Raw genomic sequence first — 13887 nt, 5'->3', positions numbered from 1 at the left:
TTTTTATACGGCCTACCCACGATGAAGATCACAGACGCCAGTATACATCCCTATCCTGCCGGTGACTCGACGCTTGCACGGATGACGGTCGAGGCAGCAGGGCTCGGGTTCGACAGCGTCGTCGCTATCGGAGATGTCGGGCGTCAGTCTCCCGGCGTCGAGGTTCTCCGGGGTGCCGTGATCGGTGCTGCATCCCATAAGGAGGTCCTCAGGCAGGTGCGCGACCCCGCCGTCCGGCGTGCCGACGTGGTCTTCGTCAACGCAGGGGAGATCTCCTTCAACCGGGCCGTTGTCGCGGTCAAAGAGGTGCACGTCGTCAGGAACATCCATGCCACCCGGAGGAACGCCTTCGATCACGTCGCCGCACGGTCGGCGGCGGAGCACGGCGTGGCGGTGGATATCTCGATGGCTCCCATCATCCACCTCCGCGGGACGAAGCGCCAGAGGGCGCTGCAGCGGTACGCGGATATTCTCTCGCTGCAGCGGCGCTACGGCTTTCCCCTGACGATATCGTCGGGTGCACGCTCGATCCTCGAGCAGCGATCGGTCCGCGAGGTCCGGGGCCTCTGTGCGCTCTTCGGCATGACGGGGGCGGAAGTGAGTGAAGCCCTCTCGTCCGTCGACCGGATCGTCGAACCGCACCGGCCCGTGAGGGTGGTCCGATGAAGCCGAGACCCCCGGCAATGCGGGCAAAGCGGCGTTATATCCTGGCGCGGATCCTCCCGTACGGGGTGACAATGGACCAGAAGCAGGTGTACCTCTCGGTCATCGAGGCCGCGACCTCCCTCTGGGGCGATGCGGCCGTTGGTCTTGCACAGCCGGCGGTGGTCTTCTGCGACGGGGGGTACGTTGTCGTCCGGTGCCGGCGAGGAACGGAGAAGGATATCGCCACCGCTCTTGCAACGGTCAACGCGATCGCCGACGAGCGGGCCGCACTCCGGACGGTCGCCACCTCCGGGACCATCCATGCACTGAGACGCCGGATGAAACCGATCCTGCCCGTTTCCGAGGCCGGAGAAGTGAAGCTCGGGGAAACTTATTTTGCGGTGTACCGCTATCCCCGTCAAAAGGTTGATTTGGTTGAAAAAGGTATTAAGCATCAGAAGTCATTGTTTTTCACCGAATCCGATTTGGAGGAACGATAATGCAACCACAATATCAGATGGGATACGACCGGGCGATCACGGTGTTCAGCCCGGACGGAAGGCTTTACCAGGTCGAGTACGCCAGAGAAGCGGTGAAAAGGGGCACGACAGCCGTCGGAATCAAGTGCAGCGAAGGCGTCGTGCTGATCGTTGATAAAAGGGTGACGTCCCGTCTCCTCGAACCGGTCTCCATCGAGAAGATCTTCAAGATCGACACGCATATCGGTGTGGCGTCCTCCGGCCTCGTCGGCGATGCGCGGTCCCTCGTGGACAGGGCCCGGGTCGAGTCCCAGATCAACCGGGTCTCCTACAACGAGCCGATCAACGTCGAGATCCTGGCCAAAAAACTCTGCGACCACATGCAGACCTACACCCAGTTCGGCGGGGCGCGCCCTTACGGGACCGCTCTCCTGATCGCAGGGGTCAGCGACGGGGAGGCCCGGTTGTTCGAGACCGATCCGAGCGGCACGCTGCTCGAGTACAAGGCGACGGGGATCGGCACGGGCCGGCCTGCGGTCATGAAGGTCTTCGAGGACGAGTACCAGGAAGATGCGGACTTCGCCGGCGCCATCAAACTCGGTATCAAAGCCCTGCATGCCGCGACAGAGGGTAAGCTCGACGTGAGCGCCATCGAGATCGGCGTCGTCTCCATCGAGACCCGGGAGTTCCGGAAGCTGGAGAAGGACGAAGTGAAGATTTACGTCGACCAGTTCGAAGAGTGAGCCACCCGTATGATACCCCTGGACCAGGCAGTCGTAGCGCGGCTTGAGAGCTACGGAGAGCGGTTTGAAGTGCTTGTCGACCCCGATCAGGCCATGCGCATCCGGCAGGGGGAGGACGTCGACCTGGAGGAGGTTGTTGCTGCCGACTCCGTCTTCTCGAACGCCGCCCATGCCGAGCGGGCCTCCGACGAGGCTCTCCTGAAGGTCTTCAAGACGACCGAGTTCGAACCGGCCGCGCTCCGGATCATCAAGAAGGGAGAGATCCATCTCACATCCGAACAGCGCCGCCACCTTATTGCAGAGAAGCGGAACCGGGTCGTCACGTTCATCTCAAGGAACGCCGTCAATCCGCAGTCCGGGTTCCCTCACCCGCCGCAGCGCATCGAGCTTGCCATGGAAGAGGCGAGGGTGAGCATCGATCCCTTCAAATCCGTCGAGGAGCAGGTCAAAGAGGTGGTCAAAGCACTCCGCCCCATTCTCCCCATCCGGTTCGAGGAGGTCCGCATCGCCGTGAAGATTCCGGCGGATTATACCGCGAGGGCCTACGAGATCAAGACCGCGGGGACGCTCGAACAGGACGAGTGGCAGAAGGATGGTTCCTGGATTGGGGTCGTCAGGATTCCGGCAGGCATCCAGGAAGAGTTCTACGACCTGGTTAACAAGATCTCCAGGGGAAATGCGGAGACCCGGATCATCGAACGCATGTCGTGAGTAACTATATTAATCGACAGCACAAAAATTAGAGGACATATCAGAGGTACGCGAAATGGCAAATCGCAAACAGAGAGCCAAGGGCAGGGTAGTCGGAAGTTCCGGACGTTTCGGTCCGAGGTATGGCCGGTTTATCCGGAAGAGAGTGAACCAGATCGAGAAGGTCTCCCGTGCGAGCCACGTCTGCCCGCGTTGCGACCAGGACGCGGTCAAGCGCGAGGGAACGGGTATCTGGTCGTGCCGCAAGTGCGGGTTTAAGTTTGCAGGCGGCAGCTATGTTCCGGAGACGCCGGCGATGCGCGTCGCTGCACGGAGCATCGAGCGCTCGCTGCAGAAGGAGGGTTAATCGGTCGTGGCTGCCTATAAGTGCGCTCGTTGTAAACAAAAAGTCGAAATCGACGTCAATATACGCTGTCCCTACTGTGGACACCGCATCCTCTTCAAGGAACGCGGCGCCGCAATAAAAGACCTGAAGGCTCGATGACGGTCGTCACGACGTCACGCAAACCGGTCCCGGAGGTGCGCTCCCTCTCCCGGGATCTGGCGTTCTCAATCGGCGGGGAGTATATCACCCGTGGCAAGGCGGGCATGGGCGATCTCCTCTCCCTTGACGAGCCGGTTCTGATCGTCTCCAGATCGGGTCCTTTTTTTCTCATCCAGGTTTTTTCAAGCGGAGAACCGGTGACGGAGATCCCTGTCAGGTCGTTTTCCGTCCAGGAGCGGGCCGGAGCGATCGCCCGCGGGCTCTTCGTCTCGGACCGCGCCGTATACGAGGCGCTCAAGGATCACATCGACGTCGCGTTTGCCGGTGAGACCCTCCCGGAGCACCGGATCGTCTTTGACGGGACGCAGCGGAAGCGCTACACCTTAAAGGTTGTCCCATGATGCATACGGCGGTCTTCCGGTTCACCACCGGCGATGCCCGTGCCCTCTACCACTCCGTCCGTCAGGAGATGGGCGACGTGGGGGGCCGGTCGTCGGCCCGTGTAAGGCTCGCGGACGACGATACGCTCGTCCTCGAGGTGACCGCCACCGATATACCCGCGCTCCGTGCGGCCCTCAACACCTGGCTGCGGCTGATCACCATAGCAGTCGAGATGCGGGAGATCGCCGCCCCGGGGGATGATTGTCCCCGGGCGGCCTGAGAACGGGCGCGACGAAGTTCTCTGCCGCGAACCCTCACATTTTATGGGTTCCACGCCCCTACCATGTAGAGAAAGGGCGGAGGGCCGGGAAGGCCCCCTGTCCGCCACCCGAAATATTGTTACCGATCTTCGTCCCATTCGAGGAGTGTTGATGAATATGGAAAACATCCCACCGAAAGTACAGAACCAGCTGGCGATGCTTCAGCAGATGCAGCAGCAGCTGCAGACCGTGGTCTCACAGAAAGCGCAGTACGAACTGACGATCCGCGAAGCCAGGCGGGCGGTCGAGGATCTGGCCGACGTCTCCGAGGATGCGGCGGTCTTCATGAACGTCGGCAGCGTCATGATGCAGAAGAACAAGGAGCAGGTGCTTGCTTCCTTAAACGAGCGCATCGAGACGCTCGAACTCCGGGTTAAGTCGCTCGAGAAACAGGAGAAGGCCCTGCAGGGCAGGTTCGAACAATTATCCTCACAGATCAGGGGAGCGCTGGAAGGAAAACAGCAGCCTTCCGGCCCCGCCTGAAACTCCTTTTTGTTAAACGAAAATGGAGTGAGGTGCTCACTCCTCCCGCTCGCGGTCATTTTTTCGCGTCCGGCAGACGAGGTTGATCGCGTTGATCACTGCCTCGACGGATGCGAGGATGATGTCGTCGCTTGAGGCGCTGGCATCGAAGACCCGGCCCTGCTCGTCCTCGACGGCGATAGTAACGTGCCCCAGTGCATCGGTGCCCCCGGAGATTGCCTCGATATTGAACTCCTTCAGGTGAACCGGGGCCGGGATGATCCCGAGGATCGCCCGCACGGCCGCGTCCACCGGGCCGTTGCCGATGCTCGAGAAGGAATGCTCGACTCCGTCGACCGTTGCCCGGACACTGGCTGTCGGGATCACGTGGTTGCCGGTCATGATGGCGACATCCTGGAGTTTCAGGGTCTTTTCGTCGGGCGCGAGCTGCATGACGCTTTCGGCGATCTCATAGAGATCCGCGTCCGTCACCCGCTTGCCCTTGCCGGCAATCGCCTTCACCCGCAGGACGATCTCGTCTAACTGGGCGTCCGCGGGATCCATGTGCACCTCGGCGAGCATCTGCCTGACCGCATGCCTGCCGGCGTGTTTGCCGAGTTTCAGCCTGCGCCGGTGGCCGACCATCTCCGGCGTCATGATCCCGGGCTCGAACGTATCCGACCGGGTGATGACGCCGTGGGAATGGATCCCGCTCTCGTGGGCGAAAGCGTTCTCGCCGACGATCGGCTGCGTGGCGGGGATGCTCATCCCCGCGTAGCGCGAGACAAGCCGTGAGGTCTCGACAAGGCTCGTCGTCCGGATACCGGTGTCGATCCCGTAGATGGAGGATAGAGCCATCACCGTCTGTGCGAGATCGGCGTTTCCCGCCCGCTCGCCGAGGCCGTTCACCGTCACCTGCACCTGGGAGGCGCCGCTCTCGACCGCTGCGATGGTGTTCGCCACCGCAAGCCCGAAGTCGTTGTGGCAGTGGACGTCGATCGGGCAGTTCACCTCCCGGTCGATCCGTTCGATGAGGCGTTTCATGGCCGTCGGGGTGATCACGCCGACCGTGTCGGGCACGTTGATGATCGTGGCCCCGGCGTCCACCGCAATGCGGTATACCTCTATCAGGTAATCGGGGTCGGTCCTCGTGGCGTCCATCGCGGAGAACATGCACCGGCCGATATGGTCGCGGGTATACGCGATGATCTCGCCGGTGGTTTCGAGGACCTGTTCGCGGGTCTTTTTGATGGTGTACTCGCGCTGGACGTCGGACGTCGGGATGAAGACATGGACCATATCGACGTCGCAGTCGATGCACGCATCCACGTCGGCCGGGAGCGACCGCGCAAGGCCGCAGACCTGCGTGGGGAGGCCGAGACCTTTTATGGCCTTGACGATCTGGCGTTCGGCATCGGAGGATGCGGGAAAGCCCGCTTCGATGGCGTGGACTCCTATTCCGGAGAGCTGTTCAGCAATACCGAGTTTCTCTTCCAGCGTGAAGGAGATGCCCGGCGTTTGTTCACCGTCGCGCAGTGTGGTGTCGAAAACAGTGACGTTCTTTTTCGCACGGCTATCGGTGAAGAAGACAGTACGCTTCAGCGTTCCTGGGTGCTTCAGCGTTTGTAGGGTTCATACTTACCCATTATCCGAGGTCGTATATAAACAATAACGTCCGGGTCGTGCAATGCCTTGAGGATTCGACGAAATCTATAATAACCTCTCCCGACAACATTATTAGAGCAGAGACCCGCCTTAACTCAGACTGGTAGAGTGCGCGGCTGTAGTATAGTCTTCGCTCTCGGGCGAACTGCGCGGCTACCGCGATGTCCCCGGTTCGAATCCGGGAGGCGGGATCCCCTCGAACATTGAGTGCCCAGGTAGTGTAGTGGCCTATCATGACGGCCTGTCACGCCGTCGACACGGATTCGAATTCCGTCCTGGGCGTCACTTTCTTTCATTTTCCAGGTATCAGCGGAGCCGTTCCCCCTGCCGGGGAGTAATAAACTCACGGGCTGCCGGGAATAACCGTGCTGCCCCCTGAGTTTGCCGATAATCCTGGGAGGCAGAAATTCTGGAATTATCGGTAGTGAAAATTATTATATGTTAGATGTTATTTTTATTCTTCAGGTAAAATATATATACCTTGATGAAGTATGCGCTTTCATGCATGTTCTGGGAAAATGGATCACGAGCGATCCCGTGTTCGATATTCTGGGGACGCTCATCTTCGGGACCGGTATCCTCGTTCTTATCTTTGCAGGCATGGTCCTCTACGCATCGGGTCTCTGACCTGACGGCAGGGGCTGCCGCCGGGATTCGGTGCCTGCAACGAGCTCCGGCGCTCCTGAGAACTTATTACGCAGCCGCTTCAACGTTTATCTACGCCCCGGCGTACACCGCGGATGTGACGGAACCATGACTCAGAGTATACCCCCTGAACCGGAAGACGATCGTTTGAATAGCCGGGACCTGCAGATTCTCATCTCAAGGCTCTCCGACCCGGACAAGGCGGTGCGGGTGGAAGCGATGCGCGGACTCGTGGCGCTCGGGCGACCGGCCATACCCGCCTGTATTGCCCTGCTGCAGAACGACGACTGGAAGGTGCGCTATCGTGCGGCGGAGGTCCTCGGGCTGATCGGCGACGGCGAGGCGTATGCGTCTCTCATCGCTGCCCTCGACGACGAAAAGGACCATGTCCGCTACATGGCGGCGAAGGGGCTCGGGCTGCTCGTCGATCCCCGGGCGGTTGCACGCCTTCGCCTCATGCAACGCGATGAGAACGAGTTCGTGCAGCGGAGTGCTGCCCGATCCCTCGGCATGATCGGCGGCGAGGATGCGGTTCTGGCGCTGCGTGCCGCCCTGGAGGGTGAGGCGACGGAAGGCGTCCGGGCGGCGATCCTCGAGGCGCTCCACGATGCGGAAAACGACGGGCGGGAGCGTAGCGAGCGGCAGGAGTTCGAGCACCGTTAGGTGCGAGTAACGATGGTCCGTAGGATGCGACGGGCCGAAGGGCCGGAGTTCGAGCACCGCAGGTGCGAGTAACGATGGTCCGTAGGATGCGACGGGCCGAAGGGCCGGAGTTCGAGCACCGTTAGGTGCGAGTAACGACGGTCCGTAGGATGCGACGGGCCGAAGGGCCGGAGTTCGAGCACCGAAGGTGCGAGTAACGACTGGCGGGAGCGTAGTGCGACTGGCGGAAGGGCCGGAGCATGAGCACCGCGAAACGCGGACGGGGTTTAGGCTCGAGCGACGATCACCGTGGTGTTGTCGGTGCTTGCCGCGTCCCTTGCGGCAGCGATCAGTCTCCGGCATGCCGTATCGGGGTCGTTTGCCGTCACGATCTCCCGGATGACGCTCTCCGGGACGTAGTCGTGAAGCCCGTCCGAACTGATGACGAGGACTCCTCCGGCGAGTTCCTGTTCGTCGAGGTCGACCTGCACCCGGGCTGCGAGCCCGAGCGCCTGTGTCAGGACGTTCTTTCTCGGGTGGAGCATCGCCTCGGCAGGGGAGATGACTCCCGATGCCACCAGGCCCTGGACGTAACTCTGGTCGCGCGTATGCCAGACCGACGACGGCGTGACGATATGCGTCCTGCTGTCGCCCACCGTGCCGATCCAGCACCTGCCCGACTCACCGACGATCACCGCCGAGAGCGTCGTTCCTGCGTTCAGGCTGTTCTCCCTGTTATAATCGAATATTGCGGCGTTGATGCGCTCGAATGCGCGTTCGAGCACTTCGGCAGGCCCGGTCGCCGGGAGCTCCTCGCCTGCGGTCTCTTCAAGGATCTCGACTGCCATCCTGCTTGCAACCTCTCCGCAGGCATGCCCCCCGAGCCCGTCCGCGACGGCGAATACGTGATACCCATTGACCCGGCCGGTAAAGTAAGCGTCCTCATTCCGTTCCCGACCCCCGGTATCGCTCATCGCCGCGTACCGGGGTCCCGACTCTCTCCTCACCTGCACTCCAGAGTTCTCTCTCCGTTCGAGCGGATATTCTTTTGGTGGCCCCTCTCCCCGGGAGTGCGCCCGCCCGTCTCTCACGGGAACCCCCTTGAGAGACCGTTCTCCTTTGCGCAGTCGATGGCATACCGGTACTCCCGCGCCGTGATCGGGCGCTGCAGCGCCGCAAGCACCGGGCTTCTCCCCCCTTCGGATGCCCTCCATGCCGGGTGGTACTGCGCCATGACGTTCACGTAGGAGTCCCGCGACAGTTCGTCGGCGATGAACTTCATCACGATCTCGCTGTTCGCGAGGTTTCCTGGGAGCACCAGGTGCCTGATGATCATGCCCCGCACCGCAAGACCGTCCCTGATCGTCAGGTCCCCGACCTGCCGGTGCATCTCTTTCAGGGCGGCCTGCATGCGACCGGTATAGCCGGGGGCATGGGAGAGTTCCAGCGCCACGTCGTCCCGCCCGTACTTCGCGTCCGGCATGTAGATGTCGATGACGCCGTCGAGGAGCCGCAGGGTCTCCACGGCGTCGTAGCCCCCGCTGTTATAGACCAGGGGGACGTTGAGGCCCCGGGGGGCGGCGAGGGCGACCGCACGAAGGATCTGGGGGACGACGTGCGAGGGGGAAACGAGGTTGATGTTGTGACACCGGCGTTCCTGCAGGCGGAGCATGATCCCGGCGAGGTCTTCGCACGAGACCGCGTGGCCGACCCCGCACTGGCTGATCTCGAAGTTCTGGCAGAACTCGCACCGCATGTTGCAGCCGGAGAAGAATATCGTCCCCGATCCGTTCCTCCCCACAAGCGGGGGCTCTTCACCGAAATGCGGGCTGTAACTCGAGACCTTCGGCAGGAGGCCGGTCCGGCAGAACCCCTCTTCGCCCTCGATACGATTCACGTGGCACTCCTGGGGGCAGACGACACAGTCGCGGAGCACCTCGTGCGCCCGCCGCGCCCGCTCCTCCAGTTCGCCGCTCCGGGACAGGCGTACGTACCCGGGTAGCTGGGTTCGTTCTGCTTCTGCCATGATCCCTCCTCGCCCTGAAGGAGAAGAAGGTTTACCCCTCCCCTGCCTGCAGGCCTCTTCCTGCTGTGGAGGGCAGATATGCCCGGCCGTACCGGCGGGAAGCATGGGCCCCGGCGACTCGAGCCGGAAGCGTTGACGAAGAGTTCCGGGCGGGCAGCCCCTTGCAGACTGCGGGGCCATTAAGGCCAAACGTCGATCTCCCTGGATACTATCTCAGAACCTCCTTTTCGGTCATGAGATTATTTTAAAAATCTTTATATATTTAGTGATGAATTTCTCATCGTATGTCCGGCGACCGGAACCATCAGCACAGAATCCCTCTCGGCAAGGTGATCGTCATTCTTGTCGTCCTCGGCATAGCCGCCATCTGGGGCGGGCAGATCGTCTCGTCGGTAGGAACGACGGTCACCGGGACGCTTGAAGCGTCGGGCCTCAGTTCACCGGAGATCTCCAACGAAACCCTGGAGAAAGGACCAAAGACCATCAACTACCAGTATGTTCTCCGCGGCAAAACGGGCCTGATCCGGTTTGATGCCTACCGGGGGGTAAACGACTATCTGTCCACGAAGTATCCTACCCCGTTCCGCATCGAACGCGATTACTGGATCCAGTTTATCAATGAAAGCATCCAGGACCGGTACCTGAAGCAGCTGGCCGAGAACATCCGGGCTGCCGAGGCCGACCGCGAGAACCAGGTGCGGGCCGCGATCAGCATGGTGCAGAAGATCGAGTACGCCGATTACTCGTACGATACGGCAGCCAAGTATCCGTACCACGTGCTCTATCACGAGAACGGGGACTGCGACGAGAAGTCGCTCCTGCTCGCCTACCTTCTCCGTGACCTGGGGTACGGCGTCGCGGTCTTTGAGTTCGAGCAGGAATCGCATATGGCCGTGGGCATCAAGGCGCCCGACCGGTACTGCTACGGGAAGACCGGGTACGCGTTCATCGAGACCACGATACCGTCCATCCCGACCGATGCCGGAGGGGAATACGGGGGGACCGGAGAGAAGCTGACATCGAACCCGAAGGTCTTCGTCGTGGCGGACGGAGACTCCTTCGAGGGGATCTGGCGGGAGCATGCCGACGCCGCCGAGTGGAACAAGATACGGGGCATGGGCCCCGAACTGGACCAGTACACATACGGCCGTTACCGGAACCTGGCTCAGTCGTATGGGATGGAGTATTAGGGCCAGGCCGCCCCGCGCCGCGCGGAGGGCGCCGCACCCCTCCGGCTCACGGGGAGCCCTCGTAAGGCGGACGAAAGCGGGCGAAAGCGCTCTCTCGGATACGCACGGCACGTTCCTGATGGTTGCCGTAACCATCATCCTTGCCGCTCTCGTCCTGCTGCTGCTGCTCGCGATGGTCCCGTCCTGGTCGTGGACGGAGCCCGGAGAGCCCCCGATCGTCATCACCGGGATTGCGCACACGAGCGAGGATACCGGGGAGCTGACCTATGCAAGCAGGGTCACCCTCAAGAACAACGGCACTACGGTCTACGAGAACGACTGCCTGAGAGCAGTCTTCTACAAGAACGGCCAGAAAGTCTGCATCGTCCAGACCTTAAACGGCCACCTCCTCATCTCGTCGCACCACTACGGGGTGAGGTTCCTCGAGGGCGACGGCTGCCGCACCTCCTACTGGAACCCGGGCGAGGAGATGACGGCGGACCTCTCCGACGGAACCTTCTACCCGGGAGTCGAGGTCACGGTGGAGATCGTGGATAAACGCGACGGGAAGGTGGTCTCGAAACATGCGGTCAGGGCATGAGGCGGACCGCCTGCAAAGAACCATGTTTTTGTACCGGAACGCTCCTAGAGACTGGTATGTTCAAATCGATACTCGTGGCGGTCGACGGGTCGGAGATCGGTCACCGGGCGCTCGAAGAGGCCCTGGCCGTCGCCCGCGTCATGGATGCCTCCGTGCATGCCATACACGTCGTCCAGACCGGCACGTATCCCACGCTGATCTTGAGCGAGCTTGAACCGCCGGATATCGCCCAGCAGGCGCTCCTCGATGCACTCGACCGGGAGGCAAATGAGTTCCTCGCCGATGCGGAACGGGAGGCGGCCGCCGCCGGTATCCGGATGACCGTCTACAAGCGCTGGGGGCACCCGGGAGCGGAGATCACCGCGCTTGCACAGGAACTCGGCGCCGACCTGACCGTGGTCGGGTCGCACGGCAGGGGCCGACTCGACCGTTTCTTCCTCGGAAGCGTCAGTTCCTACGTCGTCGATCATGCGACGTCAACGGTCATGGTCGTCAGGGGCTGACGACCTCACGACGCCCCGGGCGATGAGCCGCGCCACCCTGACCGGTTCGGGCACTCTGCCTTCACGCGTGAAGTCGTTGCAGAGCCTTGCAGCATCCCTCGGGGAGAGGCCATAGGGGCGGATGAAGAGCGTATACCCGGAATGCAGCAGAACCGGAATCCGGCCGCCGAGCCGCCGGTATGCCGCGAGTCTCCCGGCATCGTCCGGGAAGTGACGGCGGATCTCCTCTTCGAGCCCCTCCGACTCTTCGTAGGTGACGATGATGACGGGAAGACCGGTCGCGTCCTGCACCGCCGCCGGGTCGATGATGTTGTACCAGGCGATGACGCTCCCGCTGATCATCAGGAGGTTGATGTCCCGGCGGGCAAGACCGGTGAAGATCCCGATGACCGCATCGGTGGCGTCCGATCCGCCGACGGTCACCCGGGCGAATGCCGCCCCGTCGATCCGGAGGTCCTTTCGGATGACGACGCCGGCAAGGGTGGACTGCTCCCGCCCCGAATAACTCTCGGCGATACCGAGAGCACGGAGCCCCGATTTGGCTACGTGCATACGAAGCCCTTATGTTGCTCAATCGGATATAGTACACCGATGAACGTCGAGCGAGATGAGGTCTGTATCTTCATCCCCACGTTAAACGAGGCCCCGACGATCGCCGGGCTGATCGATGGGTTCAGGCAGCGCGGTTTTCGTCATATCTTCGTCATGGACGGGAACAGCACCGACGGAACACCCGATATCGCACGGTCCGCAGGGGCGGTCGTCCGGACACAGGCAGGAAAGGGAAAGGGCAACGCCATCATCGAGGCCATGGATATCATCGATGAGCCCTACGTGCTCATGCTCGACGGCGACGGCACCTATTCGCCGGAAGACGCGGAGAAGATGCTCGAACCCCTCGGCCGGGGATTCGATCACGTCATCGGTGACCGCCTCGTCAACCCCGAGACTGGAGCATTCACGGGGTTGAACCTCCTCGGCAACCAGATCCTCAACGTGATGTTCCGGATAGCGCACGGAAAAGACCTCAGCGACATCCTCTCCGGCTACCGCGCCTTTACTCTTCACTCGGTCCGGCAGATGACCCTCAAGGAGGCGGGGTTCGAGATCGAGACGGAGATGGCGGTCGAGGCAGTGAGGAACGGACAGCGGGTCACGGTCGTCCCGGTCCGGTACCTCGCGAGGCCCGGCACCGTCACCAAACTAAACCCGTTCCAGGACGGCCTCAGAATCTTCTCGACCATATACCGGCTCGCGAAGATGAACAACCCGATCTTTTACTTCGGGATCATCGGCCTCTTCATATCGCTTGTCGGGGGCATCATCGGCGTCTACGTCGTCCTCGAGTGGCTCAAGAACATCGAACACCTGCCGCTCACCATCCTCACGGTCCTCCTGATCACCATGGGCTTTCAGATCTTCATGTTCGGCGTAATCAGCGACATGCTGCTCGGGTTTCACCGCGAGACCACCCGCCAGATCGAGCAGTTACAGAACCCCCCGAAGCCTCCCCGATAGAAAGAGGATCCGGCAGGCGTACTCGCCGATCGAGGTGTAGATATACGCCTCGTCGAGCGTTTTTCCGGCTGTAAACGTCCCGTGTCCCCGGACGATGACGATGTGGCCGTCGCGGAGCGCCCCGGCGACGTTCTCTGCGATCTCGTCGGTCCCCGGGCTCCCGGTGACGACCGGGATCTCCGGACAGAGCATCCCCCCCTCGCTGTCGGCCGGCCGGACGAGATCGGCATCAAGCGAGGCGGCGACGGCGTGGACCGGGTGGGCGTGGACGATCGCAGAATGGGGCGTCTCCCGGTAGACCGCCCGGTGGACCCGGTACTCGCTCGAGGCCTCGCGCGGGGCGTCGCCCGCATCCGGCACATGGACCGGCATCTCCCCCGCGTCGAGGTACGCGCCGGTCCGGGTGATGAAGAACCCGTCCTCGCCCCGCACGCTCATATTTCCGAAATTCGCTCCGACCAGCCCTTCCTGGAAGAGCCGCTTTCCTATCCGTTCGAACTCCCGATCCAGCATTCACAGCACCCTGATTTTGATACAGAATGGTTTGGCGTGCACCGGGATATGTGCATGCCGCTTGGGGTATGGGGGCGGGGTGTTGGTGATGGATGGGTGTGGGGTTTGAAAGATCTCTAACTGTCGGAAAAACGGGTGTTTGATCATTTACTCGGTTTTAGTTCACGCCCCTGTGATCAAAGCGAGGAAAAGTCCCGGTACAGTGGACCGTGGGGGAATCACCATGGGGGAGGGGTTGCAGGGGAGGGGGGTCTCCCCCCTCCCCTGTCCCCACCCCCCGTGGCGATATCCACCTGAAAGCCGTGCTCGGGAGCGCAATAGATCCAACTACCGAATTTTAAGCAGAGCAAGCGGAGTATGTGCAGGCATCAAAGATCTTC

Annotated in this window: 20 protein-coding genes and 2 tRNA genes; 17 read left to right on the top strand and 5 right to left on the bottom strand. The window is 61.7% G+C overall.

Features of this window, described 5'->3' with window-relative positions:
- Positions 1-21: 21 nt before the first annotated feature.
- From DIC75_RS07590 to DIC75_RS07550, 9 genes are all read left to right on the top strand, one after another.
- A complete protein-coding gene (locus tag DIC75_RS07590) occupies positions 22-666 on the top strand; it encodes an RNase P subunit p30 family protein (protein ID WP_250987424.1) in 645 nt (214 codons plus the stop codon).
- Positions 663-1145, top strand: coding sequence for an Rpp14/Pop5 family protein (locus DIC75_RS07585; protein ID WP_250987423.1), 483 nt, complete (start codon positions 663-665; stop codon positions 1143-1145). The genes DIC75_RS07590 and DIC75_RS07585 overlap by 4 nt, the downstream gene beginning before the upstream one ends.
- Positions 1145-1867 carry an archaeal proteasome endopeptidase complex subunit alpha gene (gene psmA, locus DIC75_RS07580; protein ID WP_250987422.1) on the top strand — a complete coding sequence of 241 codons (723 nt, stop codon included), beginning with the start codon at positions 1145-1147 and terminating at the stop codon, positions 1865-1867. Before DIC75_RS07585 ends, psmA begins: the two co-directional genes overlap by 1 nt.
- Positions 1868-1876: 9 nt before the next feature.
- Positions 1877-2578, top strand: a complete 702-nt coding sequence (locus DIC75_RS07575; RefSeq protein WP_250987421.1) for a ribosome assembly factor SBDS — start codon at positions 1877-1879, stop codon at positions 2576-2578.
- A 55-nt stretch (positions 2579-2633) separates the two neighbouring features.
- The gene (locus DIC75_RS07570) at positions 2634-2924 is read left to right on the top strand and encodes a 50S ribosomal protein L37ae (RefSeq protein WP_250987420.1); all 291 of its coding nucleotides are present in this window, start codon (positions 2634-2636) and stop codon (positions 2922-2924) included.
- 6 nt (positions 2925-2930) lie between these two features.
- Positions 2931-3062, top strand: coding sequence for a DNA-directed RNA polymerase subunit P (locus tag DIC75_RS07565; protein ID WP_250987419.1), 132 nt, complete (start codon positions 2931-2933; stop codon positions 3060-3062).
- Positions 3059-3463, top strand: a complete 405-nt coding sequence (locus DIC75_RS07560) for a Brix domain-containing protein (RefSeq protein WP_250987418.1) — start codon at positions 3059-3061, stop codon at positions 3461-3463. The genes DIC75_RS07565 and DIC75_RS07560 overlap by 4 nt, the downstream gene beginning before the upstream one ends.
- A complete protein-coding gene (locus DIC75_RS07555) occupies positions 3460-3723 on the top strand; it encodes a KEOPS complex subunit Pcc1 (RefSeq protein ID WP_250987417.1) in 264 nt (87 codons plus the stop codon). The genes DIC75_RS07560 and DIC75_RS07555 overlap by 4 nt, the downstream gene beginning before the upstream one ends.
- Positions 3724-3880: 157 nt before the next feature.
- Positions 3881-4246, top strand: a complete 366-nt coding sequence (locus DIC75_RS07550; protein ID WP_250987416.1) for a prefoldin subunit beta — start codon at positions 3881-3883, stop codon at positions 4244-4246.
- A gap of 36 nt (positions 4247-4282) precedes the next feature.
- On the opposite strand, the gene DIC75_RS07545 is transcribed toward DIC75_RS07550, so the two are convergent.
- Positions 4283-5827 (bottom strand): 2-isopropylmalate synthase, encoded by a 1545-nt coding sequence (locus tag DIC75_RS07545; RefSeq protein ID WP_250987821.1) that lies wholly within the window; start codon positions 5825-5827, stop codon positions 4283-4285.
- Between the two features lie 147 nt (positions 5828-5974).
- Between DIC75_RS07545 and DIC75_RS07540 the strand changes: the two genes are divergently transcribed.
- The 4 genes from DIC75_RS07540 to DIC75_RS07530 all read left to right on the top strand — a co-directional run bounded on the left by DIC75_RS07540 (position 5975) and on the right by DIC75_RS07530 (position 7198).
- Positions 5975-6081: transfer RNA gene (locus DIC75_RS07540), tRNA-Tyr, on the top strand.
- 18 nt (positions 6082-6099) lie between these two features.
- Positions 6100-6172 (top strand) — tRNA-Asp (locus DIC75_RS07535).
- 219 nt (positions 6173-6391) lie between these two features.
- Positions 6392-6517 (top strand): hypothetical protein, encoded by a 126-nt coding sequence (locus DIC75_RS12295; RefSeq protein WP_284738421.1) that lies wholly within the window; start codon positions 6392-6394, stop codon positions 6515-6517.
- 126 nt (positions 6518-6643) lie between these two features.
- The gene (locus DIC75_RS07530) at positions 6644-7198 is read left to right on the top strand and encodes a HEAT repeat domain-containing protein (protein ID WP_250987415.1); all 555 of its coding nucleotides are present in this window, start codon (positions 6644-6646) and stop codon (positions 7196-7198) included.
- A gap of 266 nt (positions 7199-7464) precedes the next feature.
- Here the strand turns inward: DIC75_RS07530 and DIC75_RS07525 are convergent, their stop codons facing one another.
- The gene (locus DIC75_RS07525; protein WP_250987414.1) at positions 7465-8190 is read right to left on the bottom strand and encodes a PP2C family protein-serine/threonine phosphatase; all 726 of its coding nucleotides are present in this window, start codon (positions 8188-8190) and stop codon (positions 7465-7467) included.
- 74 nt (positions 8191-8264) lie between these two features.
- Positions 8265-9203 carry a radical SAM protein gene (locus DIC75_RS07520; RefSeq protein ID WP_250987413.1) on the bottom strand — a complete coding sequence of 313 codons (939 nt, stop codon included), beginning with the start codon at positions 9201-9203 and terminating at the stop codon, positions 8265-8267.
- 284 nt (positions 9204-9487) lie between these two features.
- Between DIC75_RS07520 and DIC75_RS07515 the strand changes: the two genes are divergently transcribed.
- From DIC75_RS07515 to DIC75_RS07505, 3 genes are read left to right on the top strand one after another with little or no spacing between them, the layout of a single operon-like run.
- A complete protein-coding gene (locus DIC75_RS07515; RefSeq protein ID WP_250987412.1) occupies positions 9488-10393 on the top strand; it encodes a transglutaminase domain-containing protein in 906 nt (301 codons plus the stop codon).
- Positions 10377-10973 (top strand): type IV pilin, encoded by a 597-nt coding sequence (locus tag DIC75_RS07510; protein ID WP_250987411.1) that lies wholly within the window; start codon positions 10377-10379, stop codon positions 10971-10973. The genes DIC75_RS07515 and DIC75_RS07510 overlap by 17 nt, the downstream gene beginning before the upstream one ends.
- A 56-nt stretch (positions 10974-11029) precedes the next feature.
- Complete coding sequence (locus tag DIC75_RS07505) at positions 11030-11476, top strand: universal stress protein (RefSeq protein ID WP_250987410.1); 447 nt, start codon at positions 11030-11032, stop codon at positions 11474-11476.
- Here DIC75_RS07505 and DIC75_RS07500 read toward each other — a convergent pair.
- On the bottom strand, positions 11450-12028 hold the full coding sequence (locus DIC75_RS07500; protein WP_250987409.1) for an endonuclease dU: 579 nt from the start codon (positions 12026-12028) through the stop codon (positions 11450-11452). The two genes, DIC75_RS07505 and DIC75_RS07500, sit on opposite strands and share 27 nt — an antisense overlap.
- Before the next feature lie 39 nt (positions 12029-12067).
- Here DIC75_RS07500 and aglJ point away from each other — a divergent pair, with 39 nt between their 5' ends.
- Positions 12068-12994, top strand: a complete 927-nt coding sequence (aglJ, locus tag DIC75_RS07495; RefSeq protein ID WP_250987408.1) for an S-layer glycoprotein N-glycosyltransferase AglJ — start codon at positions 12068-12070, stop codon at positions 12992-12994.
- On the opposite strand, the gene DIC75_RS07490 is transcribed toward aglJ, so the two are convergent.
- Complete coding sequence (locus tag DIC75_RS07490) at positions 12965-13507, bottom strand: aldolase (RefSeq protein ID WP_250987407.1); 543 nt, start codon at positions 13505-13507, stop codon at positions 12965-12967. The genes aglJ and DIC75_RS07490 overlap by 30 nt on opposite strands.
- Between the last annotated feature and the right edge of the window lie 380 nt (positions 13508-13887).

Source organism: Methanoculleus oceani, assembly GCF_023702065.1.
In the GTDB taxonomy this organism is placed as follows: Archaea; Halobacteriota; Methanomicrobia; order Methanomicrobiales; family Methanoculleaceae; genus Methanoculleus; species Methanoculleus oceani.
Note: the sequence above shows the minus strand (reverse complement) of the source record. Positions and strands in the feature narration are given on the sequence as shown.